At 59.1% G+C, this 20,666-nt stretch carries 12 protein-coding genes; 8 read left to right on the top strand and 4 right to left on the bottom strand.

Annotation, left to right across the window (positions count from 1 at the left end; genetic code table 11):
* Positions 1-182: 182 nt before the first annotated feature.
* From asmA to udk, 3 genes are all read right to left on the bottom strand, one after another.
* A complete protein-coding gene (gene asmA, locus ACOTZP_RS22115) occupies positions 183-2,033 on the bottom strand; it encodes an outer membrane assembly protein AsmA (protein ID WP_063137678.1) in 1,851 nt (616 codons plus the stop codon).
* 23 nt (positions 2,034-2,056) lie between these two features.
* Entirely contained in the window at positions 2,057-2,638 is a 582-nt protein-coding gene (gene dcd, locus ACOTZP_RS22110; protein ID WP_006811250.1) for a dCTP deaminase, read from the bottom strand.
* Positions 2,639-2,729: 91 nt separating this feature from the next.
* Positions 2,730-3,371, bottom strand: coding sequence for a uridine kinase (udk, locus tag ACOTZP_RS22105; protein WP_000130320.1), 642 nt, complete (start codon positions 3,369-3,371; stop codon positions 2,730-2,732).
* A 342-nt stretch (positions 3,372-3,713) separates the two neighbouring features.
* Here udk and ACOTZP_RS22100 point away from each other — a divergent pair, with 342 nt between their 5' ends.
* Positions 3,714-7,043, top strand: a complete 3,330-nt coding sequence (locus ACOTZP_RS22100) for a diguanylate cyclase (RefSeq protein WP_421633787.1) — start codon at positions 3,714-3,716, stop codon at positions 7,041-7,043.
* On the opposite strand, the gene alkA is transcribed toward ACOTZP_RS22100, so the two are convergent.
* Positions 7,008-7,880, bottom strand: coding sequence for a DNA-3-methyladenine glycosylase 2 (alkA, locus tag ACOTZP_RS22095; protein WP_271075278.1), 873 nt, complete (start codon positions 7,878-7,880; stop codon positions 7,008-7,010). The genes ACOTZP_RS22100 and alkA overlap by 36 nt on opposite strands.
* 130 nt (positions 7,881-8,010) lie before the next feature.
* Between alkA and yegD the strand changes: the two genes are divergently transcribed.
* From yegD to baeR, 7 genes are all read left to right on the top strand, one after another.
* A complete protein-coding gene (yegD, locus tag ACOTZP_RS22090; protein ID WP_063857602.1) occupies positions 8,011-9,363 on the top strand; it encodes a molecular chaperone in 1,353 nt (450 codons plus the stop codon).
* Positions 9,364-9,573: 210 nt separating this feature from the next.
* Complete coding sequence (locus ACOTZP_RS22085) at positions 9,574-10,773, top strand: MdtA/MuxA family multidrug efflux RND transporter periplasmic adaptor subunit (protein ID WP_063146242.1); 1,200 nt, start codon at positions 9,574-9,576, stop codon at positions 10,771-10,773.
* Positions 10,773-13,895: an MdtB/MuxB family multidrug efflux RND transporter permease subunit gene (locus ACOTZP_RS22080; protein WP_023300557.1), complete on the top strand. Its 3,123-nt coding sequence runs from the start codon at positions 10,773-10,775 to the stop codon at positions 13,893-13,895. Before ACOTZP_RS22085 ends, ACOTZP_RS22080 begins: the two co-directional genes overlap by 1 nt.
* Complete coding sequence (gene mdtC, locus ACOTZP_RS22075) at positions 13,896-16,973, top strand: multidrug efflux RND transporter permease subunit MdtC (protein WP_421633786.1); 3,078 nt, start codon at positions 13,896-13,898, stop codon at positions 16,971-16,973.
* Positions 16,974-18,389, top strand: coding sequence for an MFS transporter (locus tag ACOTZP_RS22070; RefSeq protein WP_032623937.1), 1,416 nt, complete (start codon positions 16,974-16,976; stop codon positions 18,387-18,389).
* A complete protein-coding gene (gene baeS / locus ACOTZP_RS22065; RefSeq protein ID WP_022648650.1) occupies positions 18,386-19,789 on the top strand; it encodes a two-component system sensor histidine kinase BaeS in 1,404 nt (467 codons plus the stop codon). The genes ACOTZP_RS22070 and baeS overlap by 4 nt, the downstream gene beginning before the upstream one ends.
* Positions 19,786-20,508, top strand: coding sequence for a two-component system response regulator BaeR (gene baeR, locus ACOTZP_RS22060; protein ID WP_015572364.1), 723 nt, complete (start codon positions 19,786-19,788; stop codon positions 20,506-20,508). Before baeS ends, baeR begins: the two co-directional genes overlap by 4 nt.
* The last annotated feature ends 158 nt before the right edge of the window (positions 20,509-20,666 follow it).

Raw genomic sequence — 20,666 nt, 5'->3', positions numbered from 1 at the left:
TAACGCTTGCGTACTACGACCGAAAAACCCAGAGTGTGCTCCGGATAGACTGAAAAGTGTTACCTATGTTCCCGGTCTGATCTGTTACCTATGTATCCGGTCATACACTACGCTTACCCGGCCTACGGTGTCTGGCTTTTGTAGGCCGGGTAAGGCGAAGCCGCCACCCGGCACAACAGGCATCAGAGCTTATCGAGCAACTTTTTCACGTCCTTACCAGACTGAGACTCTTTATTGCGGTCCGCCCAGTCATTCAGCCGACGTTTCGCTTCATCCTGAAGGTGCTTACGCAGGATCTGATCGACCTGCAAACTGTAATTGAGTTCCTGCCATTTTCCGTACACGCGCAGCGGTATCGGCGTCTCTTTCAGGAACTCGACAAGCTGGCCTTCCCCTTCCCAGCCAGCCTTCACGCGGACGTTGAAGCGGGTGTCAACCGTCTCTTTCACCAGATCCAGCGCGCCGTTTCCGGTCAGCGCCAGCAGGGACGAGATTCCCTGCATCTCGTCGAGCGAGAGCTGACCGTTGTCGAGGGCAAGCTCGCTGGTAAAGCTGTCGAGACGGGTTGCGCTATCGTAGTTTTCATTCGCCTTCACGCTGCTGCTGCGCTCTACCGCCTGCTGCACCAGTTGCTGGAAGTTCAGCCCTTCCATGCGCGAATCTTTTAGCTCAACGTGCGCCTGCCCCTTCCAGCTACGACGGAAGGCGTCCGCATCAATCTTCGTGCCGGAGAAATCCCCGGCCAGCGACAGCTGCCCCGTGAGGGAAATCGGGTAATTAAAGGCTTTCAGGATGGTGCCAATCTCAACGTTTTCCAGACGCGGCTGGAACGCGGCGCTGGCAACGTCTTTACGTACGTCCAGCGTGCCCGGCAGGGAGAGATTTCCTGCCCCCATTTTTCCGCTGAGCTCAGAGATGACCAGCAGGCCGTTGTGGTTGAACATCTGGCTGTTGACGTCAGTAAAATCAATCCCACGCCAGCGCACGCTGTTCGCTTTCAGCAGAATGTCGGCGGTAAATCCGCGCAGACCATTGTAGTCAGGCAGATCGAGACTGGAGGAGATCACCGGACGCGACTGCGTGACCTGGCTTTGCCCTACCTGCGCGACACCCTCATCGGTCGCATTCACCGTTTGGGCCGCGAGCAGGTTCTCAAGGTTCAGCTTGTCGAATTGCAGATCCAACACCCACTTCGGTTTCTCATCAAGCGTGACGCTCGCCTGCCCCTTCAGGGAACTGTCGTTGGCCTGGAGGTTGAGCGCGTTCAGTTCGAGCTGTTTGCGCTCTTCGTGCCACACCGCCTGCATCGTGCCCTGGCCGGCGATCCCCTTCGCGGGTAAATCCGCGCCGGTCAGCTGCCAGTTGACCTGCTGAACGTCCGCCGTCAGCTGGTGCGGGTAGTCAGAGGCGTTCACGTTCGCATTCATCGACAGGTTGAGATCGCGCTGATTACGGTTGATCCGCCCGGAGAACTCCATGGTCGCGTGATGGTTGGCGTCCTGCTCCATCCTGAGGTTGATATTGCGGACGGTGATCTGTTCGTCATCCTCATGCTGGAAAACCAGCACGCTGTCAGCGACTTTCAGATTACCAATATCGAAAGACCAGCCGGTGTCAGACGGAACGTCAGGCAAAGTATTTTCACGCGGTGCGACCGGAGCATTCGCCTGACGAACGGCTTCGGTTTGTGGCGTAAGCTGAATCACCGCCCCTTTCAGCATCACCTGTTCAACCTGGAGCTGATGGGATAAGAGCGGGATGAGCGCGACATCAAGACGCATGTTATCCGCCGTAACAAGCGGCTGCGCGGCGCCCGGCGCGGTGAGCGACATACGTCCGGAGAGAATGCTGAGCTGCGGCCAGACGTGCCAGCGCAGCGGCCCGTCCAGCTTGAGTTCATACCCGCTGCGCGCTTCAACCTGCCGCACCATATAGGCCCGGAAGTCATTCGGGTTAACCAGCAGCACCAACGCTGAAAGGCCAGCCACCAGCACCACCAGCAAAATCATCAGCGTTGTCAGAACTCTTCTCATGGCTTCCTCAGTGAACTCACAGATCAGTCTTTATCGATACGGCTGGCAACCGCACCCTGCTGGTCGCGATATTTTGCGTCCTGACGGCGGTTATAAGGACGGTCTGCCGGGCCGGTCAGCGGTTCGAAGCTCAACGCACCGATCATCATTCCCGGGCGAAGCGCCAGCGGCAGTTTACCGGCGTTAAAGAACTCCAGCACGATACGGCCAGACCAGCCCGGATCGATACGGTGCGCGGTGACGTGCACCATCAGGCCCAGACGCGCCAGAGAAGAGCGTCCGTCAAGCCAGCCGACCAGATCCGCAGGCAGCGTGACCGATTCAAAGGTCACCGCCAGCGCCAGTTCGCCAGGATGGAGATAAAACGCCTCTCCTTCTTCGATGACGATTTCGTCACTCATGACGCGATCCAGCGCCGCACTGACTTCGTCTTTCGGCCCGCTGAGGTCGATAAACGGTGCCGTGTGGCCGCTGAAGGTGCGGAACTTATTCCCCAGACGTACATCGACGGTCACGCCGTTAATACGCTCAACCGGCGGACGCGGGGTGATAGACAGGCGGCCTTCATCCAGCCAGGCTTCTATATCGCGGTCACAAAGACGCATGGCACTTTCTCCTTTCGTGCATCGCGCCCTGAATCCTTACGGCGTCAGGGCAAAACCAGGTTATCTCTGAACGGTACACAATTCACACGGCTTATTCAAAAAACTGACTGATTTTCGCTTTTAAGATATCAATGGCAATACGGTTTTTACCGCCGCGAGGCACAATAATATCGGCGTATTGTTTAGAAGGCTCAATAAATTGCAGGAACATCGGGCGAACGGTTTTCTGATACTGCGCCATTACGGAGTCCATGGAGCGACCGCGTTCGTTAACGTCGCGTTTAATACGCCGCATCAGGCAGATATCCAGCGGGGTATCGACGAAAATCGAGAAGTTCATTGATTCGCGCAGACGGGCGTCGGTGAGCAGCAAAATCCCTTCAAGGATAATCACCTTCTTGGGCTCAATGCGGATCGTTTCCTGGGTGCGGGTATGTTCCACGTAACTGTAGACGGGCAGCTCAATCGCCTCGCCGCGCTTCAGCGCTTCCAGATGCTGGAACAGCAGACTGTGATCCATCGCACTGGGGTGGTCGTAGTTGGTTTTTACGCGCTCTTCCATCGAAAGATGGGATTGATCTTTGTAATAGCTATCTTCGGGAATAACACCGATATGCTCATCACCCACTTGTTCACGCAGTTCGCGATAAAGCGTACTGGCAATAAGACTTTTACCTGAAGCCGATGCGCCGGCGATGCCTATGATGACGCACTGATGAGACTTATCAGTCATAAATTTAGCGACCTGATTAACCTGGATGTAAGGAAGGACGACGCCGGAGCGTCAAACGCGGCAATTATAGGGATTTCGGGGGCGTGATACCAGTCGAATGCGCAGGTTATGCGAGGCGGGCTGAAAAGCGCCGTTTCACGCCTTTAGCGAAATTTTTACGCACGGATTTTCACCATTTCATCCCCCTTCTTCGCAGAGTAACTATTTTATAAGTCTATGAAGTCAAAATCTGAGCACTCAGCATATGAATTGTAAAATGTTTGTACTAGCATAAACCAAATTAATGATTTCACGCGTCCGGAGCTGGCTCCTGACAACACGGCGTCCCTGGATAGAGCGGTAATGAATAAACAATACCAGCGGGTTTTGGTTACTACCCCACATCCTTTACTGCGGCTTGTCTGTCTGGGTCTGGTCACGTTCATCTTCACCTTATTTTCCCTTGAGCTGACTCGCTTCGGTTCGCTGCTGGCGCCATTGTGGTTCCCGACCTCCATTATGATGGTGGCGTTTTACCGCCATGCGGGAAAAATGTGGCCCGGCATCGCCCTCGCCTGCTCCTTTGGCAATATTTTTGCCTCGTGGATGCTCTTTTCATGGGAATCAATCAACTTAACCTACACGGCAATCAATATTATTGAGGCCTGTGTTGGTGCGGTGTTGCTGCGTAAGCTGCTCCCCTGGTATAACCCGCTGCAAAACCTCAACGACTGGATACGCCTTGCCCTCGGCAGCGCCCTGGTGCCGCCGCTGGTGGGCGGCATTCTGGTTCATTTTCTGGTGCCAGGCGCGGAGCCGCTGCGTAATTTTCTGTTTTGGGTACTTTCAGAAGCCATTGGCGCGCTGGCGCTTGTACCGTTAGGTCTGCTGTTTAAACCGCATTACCTGCTGCGCCACCGCAACCCGAGACTGCTGCTGGAAACGCTGGTGACCCTGGTCGTTACGCTGGTTCTTAGCTGGACGGCAATCACCTGGCTGCCGTGGCCGTTCACCTGCATCATCGTTTTGCTGATGTGGAGCGCGGTACGCCTGCCGCGAATGGAAGCATTCCTGATTTTTTTATTCACCATCATGATGGTGTCCTTGATGATGGCGCGAAACCCGCCCTCCATGACACCTTCAAACATGATGGTGACCTTCAACGCGCCATGGCTTCCCTTTCTGATGATGCTGCTCCCCGCCAACATTATGACGATGGTGATGTATGCCTTCCGGGCCGAGCGTAAACATATTACTGAAAGCGAAGAACGTTTTCGTAATGCGATGGAATATTCCGCGATTGGTATGGCGCTGGTGGGCATTGAGGGCCAGTGGCTTCAGGCCAACAAGGCGCTGTGCAATTTCCTCGGTTACAGTCAGTCTGAGCTTCAGTCGCTCACGTTCCAGCAGTTAACCTGGCCGGAAGATTTAAATACCGACCTGGAGCAGTTGCAACAGCTGATTAACGGGGAGATCAACAGCTACAGCCTCGAAAAACGCTACTACACCCGCAGCGGCGAGGTGGTGTGGGCGCTGCTGGCCGTTTCCGTTGTGCGCCATGCAGACGGCACGCCGCTCTACTTTATTGCCCAGATTGAAGACATCAACGACCTGAAACAGACCGAGTGGGTGAATAAGCGTCTGATGGAGCGTATCACCCTCGCGAACGAAGCCGGCGGCATCGGGATCTGGGAGTGGGATCTCGAGCCGGACGTGATCAGCTGGGATAAACGGATGTTTGAGCTGTACGAGATCCCCCCGCACATTAAACCCACCTGGCAGCTCTGGCATGCGGCCATGGTGCCTGAAGATCGTGCGCACGCCGAACAGGTACTGCGTGAGTCACTCCAGGCCAGGGTGCCTTTCAAGCTGGAATTTCGCATTCGCGTCAAGGATGGCATTCGCCACATTCGTTCGCTGGCGAACCGGGTGCTGAACAAACAGGGCGAAGTGGAGCGGCTGTTAGGGATCAATATGGATATGACCGAGGTGAAGCAGTTGAACGAGGCGCTGTTCCATGAAAAAGAGCGCCTGCATATCACCCTCGACTCCATCGGCGAAGCGGTGCTGTGCACCGATATCGACATGAACATCACCTTTATGAACCCGGTCGCCGAGAAGATGAGCGGCTGGTCGCAAAGCGAAGCGCTGGGTCAGCCCGTTCTGAAGGTGCTGCACATTACCTTCGGCGAGAACGGCCCGTTAATGGAAAACATCCACAGCGGCGATATGTCCCGTACCGATATCGAACAGGATGTGGTGCTTAACTGCCGGAATGGCGGCAGTTTCGACATTCATTACAGCATTACCCCGCTCAGCACCCTGGAGGGGCACGCTATCGGCTCGGTGCTGGTGATTCAGGATGTCACCGAGTCGCGCAAAATGCTGCGCCAGCTGAGCTACAGCGCTTCCCATGACGCCCTTACCCACCTGGCGAACCGCGTCAGTTTTGAAAACCATCTTAAGCGCCTGTTGCAGACGGTACAGGAGACCCATCAGCGTCACGCGCTGGTCTTTATCGATCTTGACCGTTTTAAGGCGGTGAACGATACCGCAGGCCACGCGGCGGGCGACGCGCTCCTGCGCGAACTCTCTTCGCTGATGCTGACCATGCTGCGCTCCAGCGACGTGCTGGCGCGTCTGGGCGGCGACGAGTTTGGCCTGCTGCTGCCGGACTGCAACGTCGAAAGCGCACGCTATATTGCGGGCCGGTTGATCGACGCCATCAACAACTATCATTTTTCCTGGGAAGGACGCCTGCACCGCATCGGCGCCAGCGCGGGGATCACGTTGATTGACGACGCTAATTATCAGACAGCGGAAGTGATGTCTCAGGCCGATATCGCCTGTTACGCCTCGAAAAACAGCGGGCGCGGTGTGGTCACCGTCTATGAACCCCAGCAGGAGCGGATCCACAGCACGCGCAGCATGATGTCGCTGGATGAGCAGTGGCACATGATCAAAGATAATCATCTGCTGATGATCGCCCGCAGCGTCGCCTCACCGCGCATTCCCGAGAGCAGTAGCTTCTGGCTGATTTCCCTGCGGTTGTGGACCAGCCAGGGGGAAGTGCTGGAAGAGCATGCCTTCCGCGCCGGGCTGGCGGAGCCGGAGCTGCTGCACGCCCTTGACCGACGTATATTCAGCGAATTTTTCCGTACCTATGCCGCACAGGTGGCGGCCAAAGGGATGGGCGTCGCGCTGCCGCTCTCAGAAGCGGGTTTAGCCAGCGTCACGCTGGTGGATGAGCTGCTCGACCTGATCACCAGAGGTCCGCTGCCGGCGCGGCTGCTGCATCTGGCGATCGCCGTTGATGTGCTGAGCAATACGGATGAAAACGTGCAGCAGGGTCTGCAAAAGCTTCGTCAGGCTGGCTGTCGCGTGGTGCTGACCCGGGTTGGACGCGATATGAACGTCTTCAGCCAGCTCAGCGCCAACACCGCTGATTATTTGCTGCTGGATGCAGACGTGGTAACCAACGTCCACGGCAATCTGATGGATGAGATGATGGTGACCATCATTCAGGGCCACGCCCAGCGTCTGGGCATAAAAACCATTGCCGGGCCATGCCATCAGTCGATCATGATGAATACGCTGTCGGGCATCGGCATTGACTTTATTTACGGCGACACCATCGGGGAAGCGCAGCCGCTCGATCTACTGCTGAATACCAGCTATTTCGCCATCAACTGACGGCGACCAGCCGTCGGTGTACCAGATATGTAACAGCGCATACGAGCGCCACGGCTGCCAGCGCTCGGCATAGCGACGGATCTGCGCGGGCGTCATACCGGCAAAGCGCTGTTTAATGAGATAATCATCCTGCAGGAAAACATCCTTCGCCTGCCAGCCGCGCAAGGCCAGATAATTTGCGGTCCAGCGCCCGATGCCGGGGCGCTGCTGTAGCGCCTTCATCCCGGCCTCGACGTTCGCAGGCGGGAACAGCGGGAATTCACCGTCCACCACCGACTGCGCCAGATGAATCAACGACTCCGCACGCTTGAGCGGCATCCCAAGGGCTTTCAACGCCAGCGGATCCACCGCGGCCAGTACCTCTGGCGGAGGAAAACAGAGGTAGCCCGGCGCGTCCTGGATGGGTTCACTGCACAGCGCCACCACTCTTGACGCCAGTTTTGCCGCCATCGCCACGCTCACCAGTTGCCCGAGAATGGCGCGCACGCCCTGCTCGTAGGCATCCATCGCGCCCGGCAAACGTAACCCCGGCCGCGCCGCGCCGAGGTCGCCCAGGGTCTGCGCAATTCTTAGCGGGTCGCAATCAAGATCGAACAGGCGGGCAATGCGGTCCAGGCAAATATCCGCCACCGGGATCAGGCCAGGGCTGAGCGACACCGCCAGCGTATGGGTTGCGCTGTCTGGCACAACCCGAAATATGCCCTGATGCTCCGCATAGCCAAAACTGCGTTCGTAGTAATCCTCCGTAACGGTCTCAACCCCTGTGACCGCACGCGCGGCAAGAAAGCCAAACATCCACTGCCAGTCGTAGGGCGGTTGCCAGTTCAGAGTGTACATCGTCTCTCCTTTTGTATTTACCTCAGCATAAACCGAAAGATCGCGTTGCGCCTTGCTTTCATATTCCTGTTGTCGCCTGGCAGACATTTCGCTAAAGTCTCGCCCCTTCTCACCGGCATGGGGATTTATTGTGTTTATTGGATTCGACTACGGCACCGCAAACTGCTCGGTTGCGATAATGCAAAACGGACAACCACAGCTCCTGAAAATGGAAAACGGCAGTACGCTGTTGCCGTCAATGCTCTGTGCGCCCACGCGTGAAGCGGTGAGCGAGTGGCTGTTCCGCCATCATCAGGTTCCGGCCACGGCGGCGGAAACCCAGGCGCTGCTGCGCCGTGCGGTCAGCTTTAACCGCGAGGAAGATATCGACGTTACCCCTTCCAGCGTGCAGTTCGGCCTCTCTTCCCTCGGGCAGTACATTGAAGACCCGGAAGAGGTCTACTTCGTTAAATCGCCGAAATCCTTCCTCGGCGCCAGCGGCCTGAAGCCACAGCAGGTGGCGATGTTTGAAGATCTGGTCTGCGCGATGATGCTGCACATCCGCAATCAGGCGCAATCCCAGGTGCCGGATGCCATCACCCAGGCGGTGATTGGCCGTCCGATCAACTTCCAGGGGCTGGGCGGCGACGAAGCCAACCAGCAGGCGCAGGGGATCCTTGAGCGTGCAGCGCACCGGGCTGGCTTCCGTGACGTGGTGTTCCAGTATGAGCCGGTTGCGGCGGGACTGGATTTTGAAGCCACGCTGACGGAAGAGAAACGGGTGCTGGTGGTGGACATCGGCGGTGGTACGACGGACTGTTCATTACTGCTGATGGGTCCGCAGTGGCATCACCGTCGCGATCGTGAAAACAGCCTGCTGGGACACAGCGGCTGCCGCGTGGGCGGTAACGATCTGGATATCGCCCTGGCATTCAAGAGCCTGATGCCGCTGCTCGGCATGGGCGGTCAAACCGAGAAAGGCATCGCCCTGCCGATCCTGCCATGGTGGAATGCGATTGCCATCAACGACGTCCCTGCCCAGAGTGATTTTTACAGCACCGCGAATGGGCGTTTCCTTAACGATCTGGTGCGTGATGCGCAGGATGCAGAGAAGGTCGCGCTGCTGTATAAGGTGTGGCGTCAGCGTCTGAGCTACCGGGTGGTGCGCACCGCCGAAGAGAGCAAAATTGCCCTTTCCGATCGTCCTGAGCATGCGGTTACGCTACCGTTTATCAGTGACGATCTGGCTACGGCTATCACCCAGGAAGGGCTGGAAATGGCGCTGGCTCAGCCGCTACAGCGTATTCTGGAGCAGGTGCAGCTGGCGCTTGAGAATGGCAAAGAGAAACCGGACGTGATTTACCTGACCGGCGGTAGCGCCCGTTCACCGCTGATCAAGAAAGCGCTGGCGGAACAGCTGCCGGGGATCCCGATTGCCGGCGGCGATGACTTTGGCTCCGTTACGGCAGGACTGGCCCGCTGGGCGCAGGTGGTGTTTAGCTAATGGGGTTGTGCCGGGTGGCGGCTTCGCTTACCCGGCCTACGGTTCGAGGATCTTGTAGGCCGGGTAAGGCGAAGCCGCCACCCGGCGAAACAACGCACCACACTCAGACCATTCCTGACAGTCTTCCATATTTCCTCCATTTTTCCGCTGTGTTACCTGACTAAACTAGTATCATTCCCCGAAAGTGTTTCAGGACGAGAACGTATAACGATGAAAGGCAGTAACAAATCCCGCTGGGCAATCGCCGTTGGTCTGATTGTGGTGGTCCTGGCCGCCTGGTACTGGCACAGCCAGTCCGCGAACTCCACGGCACCTGCTGGCGCCAATAGCCCCTCACAACGTCCAACGGGCGGCGGGCGCCACGGTATGCGCGGCGCGGCGCTGGCACCGGTGCAGGCGGCAACGGCGGTGAATAAAGCGGTGCCTCGTTATCTCTCCGGGCTGGGAACCATCACCGCCGCCAACACCGTGACGGTACGTAGCCGCGTGGACGGTCAGCTGATGGCCATCCACTTCCAGGAAGGCCAGCAGGTGAAAGCCGGCGATCTGCTGGCGGAAATCGACCCAAGCCAGTTTAAGGTGGCCCTGGCGCAGGCGCAGGGGCAGCTCGCGAAAGACAAAGCCACCCTCGCCAATGCCCGCCGCGATTTAGCCCGCTATCAGCAGCTGGTAAAAACCAACCTCGTGTCGCGCCAGGAGCTGGATACCCAGCAGTCTCTGGTCAGTGAATCTCAGGGCACCATCAAGGCCGACGAAGCCGCGGTCGCCAGCGCCCAGCTCCAGCTCGACTGGAGCCGGATCACCGCGCCGATTGACGGCCGCGTGGGCCTGAAACAGGTTGATATCGGCAACCAAATCTCCAGCGGCGATACCACGGGCATCGTGGTGATCACCCAGACGCACCCTATCGATCTCGTCTTTACCCTGCCGGAAAGCGACATTGCGACGGTGATACAGGCGCAGAAGGCCGGAAAAGCGCTGGTGGTTGAAGCCTGGGATCGCACCAACAAGCAGAAGCTGAGCGAAGGTTCGCTGTTGAGCCTGGATAACCAGATCGATACCACCACCGGCACCATCAAGCTTAAAGCACGCTTCAACAATCAGGACGATGCCCTGTTCCCGAATCAGTTCGTCAATGCGCGAATGCTGGTCGCGACCGAAGAAAACGCCGTGGTTATCCCGACGGCGGCCCTGCAAATGGGCAGTGAAGGCAACTTTGTCTGGGTGCTGAACAGCGAAAACAAGGTTAGCAAACATCTGGTGAAAACCGGGATCCAGGACAGTCAGACGGTGGTGATCAGTGCCGGGCTGTCCGCTGGCGACCGCGTCGTAACCGACGGTATTGACCGTCTGACCGAAGGGGCGCAGGTCGAGGTGGTGGAAGCGCAAAATACAGGAGCAAAAGCCTGATGCAGGTGATGCCGCCGAGCTCTACAGGTGGGCCATCACGCCTGTTTATCTTACGTCCGGTTGCGACGACCCTGTTGATGGTGGCGATCCTGCTGGCCGGGATCATTGGCTACCGTTTTCTGCCCGTGTCGGCGCTGCCGGAAGTGGACTACCCGACCATTCAGGTTGTCACCCTCTATCCGGGCGCCAGTCCGGATGTGGTGACGTCCGCCATCACCGCCCCGCTGGAGCGTCAGTTTGGCCAGATGTCTGGCCTGAAGCAGATGTCCTCCCAGAGCTCCGGCGGCGCCTCGGTCGTCACGCTTCAGTTCCAGCTCACGCTGTCGCTGGACGTCGCCGAGCAGGAGGTGCAGGCCGCGATTAACGCTGCCACTAACCTGCTGCCGTCTGACCTGCCGAATCCACCGGTTTACAGCAAGGTGAACCCGGCAGACCCGCCGATCATGACGCTTGCCGTCACCTCCTCCGCCATGCCGATGACGCAGGTGGAAGACATGGTTGAAACCCGCGTGGCGCAGAAGATTTCGCAGGTGACCGGCGTGGGACTGGTGACGCTGGCGGGCGGTCAACGCCCCGCTGTGCGCGTTAAGCTCAATGCCCAGGCCATTGCCGCGCTGGGGTTAACCAGCGAAACCATTCGCACCGCCATCAGCAGCGCCAACGTTAACTCAGCGAAGGGCTCGCTGGACGGCCCAACCCGTGCGGTCACGCTCTCTGCCAACGACCAGATGCAGTCCGCCGATGAATACCGCCAGCTGATTGTGGCCTATCAAAACGGCGCACCGATCCGCCTGGGCGACGTGGCAACCGTCGAACAAGGCGCGGAAAACAGCTGGCTCGGGGCGTGGGCCAATAAGCAGCAGGCGATTGTCATGAACGTTCAGCGCCAGCCGGGCGCGAACATTATTGATACCGCCGACAGCATTCGCACCATGCTGCCGCAGCTGGTGGAAAGCCTGCCAAAATCGGTGAGCGTGAAAGTGCTTTCTGACCGCACCACGAATATTCGCGCCTCGGTGTCAGACACCCAGTTCGAGCTGATGCTGGCGATTGCGCTGGTGGTGATGATCATCTACCTGTTCCTGCGCAACGTTCCGGCAACCATCATTCCCGCCGTCGCCGTGCCGCTCTCGCTGGTCGGGACGTTTGCGGTGATGGTGTTCCTCGACTTTTCGATTAATAACCTGACGCTGATGGCGCTCACCATCGCCACCGGGTTCGTGGTGGACGATGCCATCGTGGTCATCGAGAACATCTCGCGCTATATCGAAAAAGGTGAAAAGCCCTTAGCCGCCGCGCTGAAGGGCGCAGGAGAAATTGGCTTTACCATCATCTCGCTCACCTTCTCGCTGATTGCGGTGCTGATCCCGCTGCTGTTTATGGGCGATATCGTCGGGCGGCTGTTCCGCGAGTTTGCCGTGACGCTGGCGGTCGCCATTCTGATCTCTGCCGTGGTGTCGCTGACGCTGACGCCGATGATGTGCGCCCGCATGCTGAGCCACGAATCTTTGCGCAAGCAAAACCGCTTCTCGCGCGCCTCCGAGCGGATGTTCGAGCGCATTATCGCCGCCTACGGCCGCGTGCTGGCGAAAGTCCTGAATCATCCCTGGGCGACGCTCGGCGTGGCGCTCGGCACCCTGGCGCTCAGCGTGATGCTGTGGATTTTCATTCCGAAAGGCTTCTTCCCGATTCAGGACAACGGCATTATTCAGGGCACGCTTCAGGCGCCGCAGACGGTCTCCTTCGCCAACATGGCGCAGCGCCAGCAGCAGGTGTCTGAGATCATCATGAAAGATCCGGCGGTGGAAAGCCTGACTGCCTACGTGGGCGTGGACGGCACCAACCCGTCGCTCAACAGCGCGCGCCTGCAAATTAACCTTAAACCGCTCGATGACCGCGACGATCGCGTCAACGCGGTAATTGAGCGCCTGCAAAGCGCGGTGGCGCGCGTGCCGGGCATTGAGCTGTATCTGCAACCGATCCAGGATTTAACCATTGATACGCAGGTGAGCCGCACGCAGTACCAGTTTACGCTCCAGGCCACCTCGCTTGATGCACTCAGCACCTGGGTGCCGCAGCTGGTGGATAAGCTGAAAGCACTGCCGCAGGTTTCTGACGTCAGCAGCGACTGGCAGGATAAAGGGCTGGCGGCGTACGTGAACGTCAACCGCGACACCGCCAGCCGTCTGGGCATTACCATGTCCGACGTGGATAACGCCCTGTATAACGCCTTTGGTCAGCGACTGATCTCCACCATTTACACCCAGGCCAACCAGTATCGCGTGGTGCTGGAACATAACACCGAGAACACGCCCGGGCTTGCCGCGCTGGACTCGATACGCCTGACCAGCAAAGACGGCGGGATTGTGCCGCTCAGCGCCATTGCCAGCGTGGAAGAGCGCCACACCCCGCTGTCGATTAACCATCTCGATCAGTTCCCGTCCACCACCATTTCGTTCAACGTGCCGGATGGGTATTCGCTGGGCGAAGCGGTGGAGGCCATTCTGGGCGCGGAGAAAGAACTCAGCTTCCCGTCCGATATTCAGACCCAGTTCCAGGGCAGTACGCTGGCGTTCCAGGCCGCGCTGGGCAGCACCGTCTGGCTGATTGTCGCGGCGGTGGTGGCGATGTATATCGTGCTTGGCGTGCTGTATGAGAGTTTCATCCACCCGATCACCATCCTCTCCACCCTGCCGACAGCGGGCGTGGGGGCGCTGCTGGCGCTGATGCTGGCGGGGAGCGAACTGGACGTGATTGCGATAATTGGCATCATCCTGCTTATCGGCATCGTGAAGAAAAACGCCATCATGATGATCGACTTTGCGCTGGCCGCCGAGCGCGAGCAGGGTATGGCGCCGCGCGAGGCCATTTACCAGGCCTGCCTGCTGCGTTTTCGCCCGATCCTGATGACCACTCTCGCCGCCCTGCTGGGCGCACTGCCGCTGATGCTGAGCACCGGCGTGGGGGCCGAACTGCGCCGTCCGCTGGGCATCGGCATGGTCGGCGGTCTGCTCGTGAGCCAGGTGCTGACGCTGTTTACCACGCCGGTTATCTACCTGCTGTTTGACCGTCTGGCCCTGTGGACAAAAAGCCGCTTCCCGAAACGTGAAGAGGAGGCGTAAGTGAAGTTTTTCGCCCTCTTCATTTACCGTCCTGTGGCGACGATTTTACTCTCCGTCGCTATCACCCTGTGCGGCGTGCTCGGCTTCCGGCTGCTGCCGGTGGCCCCGCTACCGCAGGTCGATTTCCCGGTGATCATGGTCAGCGCCTCGCTGCCGGGCGCATCGCCGGAAACCATGGCCTCATCGGTGGCGACGCCGCTTGAGCGATCGCTTGGGCGGATTGCCGGGGTTAACGAGATGACCTCCAGCAGTTCGCTGGGCAGCACGCGCATCATTCTGGAATTTAACTTCGACCGGGATATCAACGGTGCGGCGCGCGACGTGCAGGCCGCGATTAACGCCGCCCAAAGCCTGCTGCCGAGCGGCATGCCGAGCCGTCCAACCTACCGCAAGGCCAACCCGTCCGATGCGCCGATCATGATCCTGACGCTTACGTCAGAGACCTACTCCCAGGGCGAGCTGTACGATTTTGCCTCCACCCAGCTGGCGCAAACCATCGCCCAGATTGACGGCGTGGGCGACGTGGACGTCGGCGGCAGCTCCTTGCCCGCCGTGCGCGTGGGGCTGAATCCGCAGGCGCTGTTTAATCAGGGCGTGTCGCTTGACGACGTACGATCCGCTATCAGCAACGCCAACGTGCGTAAGCCGCAGGGTGCGATTGAGGACAGCAGCCACCGCTGGCAGATCCAGACCAACGACGAGCTGAAAACCGCCGCCGAGTATCAGCCGTTGATTATTCACTACAACAACGGCGCGGCGGTGCGCCTGAGCGACGTCGCCAGCGTCACCGATTCGGTGCAGGACGTGCGTAACGCCGGGATGACCAATGCCAAACCGGCGATTTTGCTGATGATCCGCAAGCTGCCGGAAGCCAACATCATTCAGACGGTGAACAGCATCCGCGCGCGGCTGCCGGAGCTTCAGGAAACCATTCCGGCGGCCATCGATCTACAGATTGCGCAGGACCGTTCCCCCACCATCCGCGCCTCGCTTGAAGAGGTAGAGCAAACGCTGATCATCTCCGTCGCGCTGGTAATTCTGGTGGTGTTCCTGTTCCTGCGCTCGGGGCGCGCCACGCTGATCCCGGCGGTAGCGGTCCCGGTATCGCTGATAGGCACCTTTGCCGCCATGTACCTGTGCGGGTTTAGCCTTAACAACCTGTCGCTGATGGCGCTGACGATTGCCACCGGGTTTGTGGTGGATGATGCCATCGTGGTGCTGGAAAATATCTCGCGTCATCTGGAAGCGGGCATGAAGCCGCTCCAGGCGGCGCTTCAGGGGACGCGCGAAGTGGGCTTCACGGTCCTGTCCATGAGCCTGTCGCTGGTGGCGGTGTTCCTGCCGCTGCTGCTAATGGGTGGCCTGCCGGGGCGACTGCTGCGCGAATTTGCCGTCACGCTCTCCGTCGCCATTGGTATCTCACTGGTGATTTCGCTGACGCTAACGCCGATGATGTGCGGCTGGATGCTAAAGCGCAGCCAACCGCACTCACAGCCGCGCAGGAAAGGCTTTGGCCACGTCCTGATGGCGATGCAGTCCGGCTACGGCAAATCGCTGAAATGGGTGCTGAACCACACGCGTATTGTCGGGCTGGTGCTTATCGCCACCATCGGGCTCAACGTCTGGATGTATATCACCATCCCGAAAACCTTCTTCCCGGAGCAGGATACCGGCGTGCTGATGGGCGGTATTCAGGCAGACCAGAGCATTTCGTTCCAGGCGATGCGCGGCAAGCTTCAGGACTTTATGAAAATCATCCGGGAAGATCCGGCCGTAGACAACGTTACCGGCTTTACCGGCGGCTCGCGCGTTAACAGCGGGATGATGTTTATTACCCTTAAGCCGCGCGGTGAACGTCACGAAACGGCGCAGCAGATCATTGACCGCTTGCGGGTGAAGCTCGCCAAAGAGCCGGGGGCGAACCTGTTTTTGATGGCCGTTCAGGATATCCGCGTCGGCGGACGACAGGCTAACGCCAGCTATCAGTACACCCTGCTCTCGGATGACTTAGCCGCCCTGCGCGAGTGGGAGCCGAAGATCCGTAAAGCGCTGGCCGCGCTGCCGCAGCTGGCGGACGTGAACTCCGACAGCCAGAACAACGGCGCGGAGATGGCGCTCACCTACGATCGTGAAACTATGGCCCGCCTGGGCATTAACGTGGAGGCGGCCAACAGCCTGCTTAACAACGCCTTCGGGCAGCGTGAAGTCTCCACCATCTATCAGCCGATGAACCAGTACAAGGTGGTGATGGAAGTCGATCCGCGCTACACCCAGGACATCAGCGCGCTGGACAAGATGTTTGTGATCAATGATGACGGCAAGGCGATCCCGCTGTCGTACTTCGCCAGCTGGCAGCCGTCGAACGCGCCGCTGTCGGTAAACCACCAGGGGCTTTCCGCCGCCTCGACCGTGTCGTTTAACCTGCCAACCGGCTCGTCGCTGTCTGAGGCCAGCGATGCCATTAACCGCGCCATGACCCAGCTTGGGGTGCCCTCCTCCGTGCGCGGCAGCTTTGCCGGTACGGCGCAGGTGTTCCAGGACACCATGAACTCGCAGGTCATTTTGATCCTGGCGGCCATTGCCACGGTGTACATCGTGCTGGGCGTGCTGTACGAAAGCTACGTGCATCCGTTGACCATTCTCTCCACGCTTCCCTCTGCGGGCGTGGGGGCGCTGCTGGCGCTGGAGCTGTTCGGTGCTCCATTCAGCCTCATCGCGCTCATTGGGATCATGCTATTAATAGGTATTGTGAAGAAAAACGCGATAATGATGGTTGACTTTGCCCTGGACGCCCAGCGCAACGGCAACCTGACGCCGGACGAGGCGATATTCCAGGCCTGTCTGCTGCGTTTTCGCCCGATCATGATGACTACGCTGGCCGCGCTGTTCGGCGCACTGCCGCTGGTCATATCCGGCGGTGACGGCTCTGAACTGCGCCAGCCGCTGGGGATCACGATCGTTGGCGGACTGGTGATGAGCCAGCTGCTGACGCTCTACACCACGCCGGTAGTCTATCTGTTCTTTGACCGCCTGCGGCTGCGTTTTTCGCGTAAAAAGAGAACCACGGTGGCCGAGTAAATGACCGACCTACCCAGTAACGTTCGCTGGCAATTGTGGATCGTCGCGTTCGGCTTCTTTATGCAGTCGCTGGACACGACCATCGTGAACACAGCCCTCCCCTCAATGGCGAAAAGCCTGGGGGAGAGCCCGCTACACATGCATATGGTGATTGTCGCCTACGTGCTGACGGTCGCCGTGATGCTGCCCGCCAGCGGCTGGCTGGCGGATAAAGTGGGCGTACGGAACATCTTCTTCACCGCCATTGTGCTGTTTACCACCGGCTCGCTGTTTTGCGCCCAGGCCAATACCCTCGACCAGCTGGTGATGGCGCGCGTGCTACAGGGCGTCGGCGGCGCGATGATGGTGCCCGTCGGGCGGTTAACGGTGATGAAAATTGTTCCGCGCGCGCAGTATATGGCGGCGATGACCTTCGTCACCCTGCCCGGTCAGGTCGGCCCGCTGCTGGGCCCGGCGCTGGGCGGTATTCTGGTGGAGTATGCCTCCTGGCACTGGATCTTCCTGATCAACCTGCCGGTCGGTATTATCGGCGCGATTGCCACCCTGACGCTGATGCCGAACTATAAAATGCAGACCCGGCGCTTTGATTTCTTTGGCTTCATCCTGCTGGCAGCTGGCATGGCGACGCTCACCCTGGCGCTCGACGGGCAAAAAGGGCTGGGGATCTCCTCCCTGTCGCTCGCCCTGCTGGTAGCGCTGGGTGTCACCGCCATTCTCTGGTATCTGTGGCATGCCAGAGGCAACGCTAACGCGCTGTTTAGCCTGAACCTGTTCAAGAATCCCACCTACCGTCTTGGTCTGTTCGGCAGCTTTGCCGGACGCATCGGCAGCGGCATGTTGCCGTTTATGACGCCGGTATTTTTACAGATTGGGATGGGCTTCTCGCCGTTCCATGCCGGGCTGATGATGATCCCGATGGTGCTCGGCAGCATGGGGATGAAGCGTATTGTGGTGCAGGTGGTAAACCGCTTTGGCTATCGCCGCGTGCTGGTGGCCGCCACGCTCGGGCTGGCGCTGGTTAGTCTGCTGTTTATGACCGTGGCGCTGCTGGGCTGGTACTACATCCTGCCGCTGGTGCTGTTCTGCCAGGGGATCATCAACTCCATGCGCTTCTCGTCGATGAACACCCTGACGCTGAAAGATCTGCCGGACGAACTGGCGAGCAGCGGTAACAGCCTGCTGTCGATGATCATGCAGCTCTCTATGAGCGTGGGGGTCACGGTCGCCGGATTGCTGCTCGGCATGTACGGTCAGCACCATCTCAGCGCCGACACCCCCGTCGCGCATCAGGTCTTTTTATACACCTACCTCAGCATGGCGGTAATTATCGCCCTGCCCGCTTTTATCTTTGCCAGAGTACCGAATGACACGACCAAAAACGTTGTGATCCGACGCGGCAAAAGGAGTGCACCATGAAATTCTGGCGTCCGGGGATCACCGGTAAGCTTTTTGTGGCGATTTTCGCCACCTGTATCGTCCTGCTGATTACCATGCACTGGGCGGTGCGGGTAAGCTTTGAGCGCGGCTTTATTGACTACATCAAGCACGGTAACGAACAGCGCTTACAGGGCTTAAGCGACGCGCTGGGGGAACAGTATAGCCTGCACGGTAACTGGCGTTTTCTGCGCAATAACGATCGTTTTATATTTCAAATTCTGCGCTCGCTGGAGCACGATAATGACGACGACCGTCCGGGGCCGGGCATGCCGCCGCACGGCTGGCGCACCCAGTTCTGGGTGATTGATCAGGAGATGCGCGTGCTCGTTGGCCCACGCTCGCCGGTACCGCCGGACGGTACAAAGCGCGCCATCACCTCGAACGGCGCCACGGTGGGCTGGGTTATTGCCTCGCCGGTCGAGCGGCTGACGCGCAACACCGACATCAACTTTGATCGCCAGCAGCGCCAGACCAGTTGGCTGATTGTCGCGCTTTCTACCCTGCTTGCGGCGCTCGCCACCTTCCCGCTGGCGCGCGGCCTGCTGGCGCCGGTTAAACGCCTGGTGGAAGGCACGCATAAGCTGGCGGCGGGTGATTTCTCGACCCGCGTGGACACCCGCAGTCAGGATGAACTGGGCAAGCTGGCGCAGGACTTCAACCAGCTCGCCAGCACGCTGGAGAAAAACCAGCAGATGCGCCGCGACTTTATGGCCGACATTTCGCACGAGCTGCGCACCCCACTGGCGGTGCTGCGCGGTGAGCTGGAGGCGATTCAGGACGGCTTGCGGCAGTTCACCCCCGAATCCGTGGCCTCGCTACAGGCGGAAGTCGGTACGCTGACCAAACTGGTGGACGATCTGCATCAGCTTTCCATGTCCGATGAAGGCGCCCTGGCCTACCAGAAAGCCCCAATCGACGTGATCAATATCCTTGAAGTCGTGACCGGCGCGTTCCGCGAACGCTTCGCCAGCCGTGACCTGAAAATCAACCTCTCGCTGCCTGACAGCGCGGTGGTATTCGGTGACAGAGATCGCCTGATGCAGCTGTTCAATAATCTGCTGGAGAACAGCCTCCGCTACACCGACGGCGGCGGCGGGTTGCATATCTCCGGCAAGCAGGAGAACGGGCGCTTTGCCCTGACCTTTGCGGACTCCGCCCCTGGCGTGAAGGATGCGCAGCTGGAAAAACTGTTCGAGCGCTTCTATCGCACCGAAGGTTCACGCAACCGCGCCAGCGGGGGCTCCGGCCTTGGGCTGGCGATTTGCGTAAACATTGTGGAGGCGCATGGTGGCACCATCCGCGCCGCCCATTCGCCTTTTGGCGGGGTTAGCATTACAGTAGAGTTACCTCTGGAACGGGATTTATCGAGGGAAGCATGACCGAGTTACCGATTGACGACAACACACCGCGTATTTTGATCGTGGAAGACGAGCCTAAACTTGGGCAACTGCTGATCGACTATTTGCGCGCTGCGAGCTATGCGCCAACGCTTATCAGCCACGGCGACCAGGTGCTGCCCTACGTGCGCCAGACGCCGCCGGATCTGATCCTGCTGGATCTGATGCTGCCGGGTACTGACGGCCTGACCCTGTGCCGGGAAATTCGTCGTTTCTCCGATGTGCCCATCGTGATGGTGACGGCCAAAATCGAAGAGATCGACCGTCTGCTGGGGCTCGAAATCGGCGCTGACGATTACATCTGCAAGCCTTACAGCCCGCGGGAGGTGGTCGCTCGCGTGAAAACCATCCTCCGCCGCTGCAAACCGCAGCGTGAATTGCAGGTGCTGGATGCACAAAGCCCGCTGATCGTCGACGAAAGCCGCTTCCAGGCGAGCTGGCGCAGCAAACTATTGGATCTCACCCCCGCGGAGTTCCGCCTGCTGAAAACCCTCTCCCACGAGCCGGGAAAAGTGTTTTCCCGCGAGCAGCTGCTCAACCATCTGTATGACGATTACCGCGTGGTGACCGACCGCACCATCGACAGCCACATCAAAAACCTGCGCCGCAAGCTGGAGGCGCTGGACGCCGACCAGTCGTTTATTCGCGCGGTGTACGGCGTGGGGTATCGCTGGGAAGCGGATGCGTGCAGGATTGCCTGACAACATTCTCCCCTCACCCTGCCCTCTCCCCAGGGGGGAGAGGGTGTTTTAGTCCCCTCTCCCCCCTGGGGAGAGGGTTAGGGTGAGGGGTCCGGGCTTTACCTCCCCGCCCCGCAGCGCTACAATGCCCGCCCTTAAAGTGGGGGATCTCCCCTTAC

The sequence above is a fragment of the Enterobacter cloacae complex sp. SYL001 genome, from assembly GCF_049237025.1.
Taxonomy (GTDB): domain Bacteria; phylum Pseudomonadota; class Gammaproteobacteria; order Enterobacterales; family Enterobacteriaceae; genus Enterobacter; species Enterobacter intestinihominis.
Note: the sequence above shows the minus strand (reverse complement) of the source record. Positions and strands in the feature narration are given on the sequence as shown.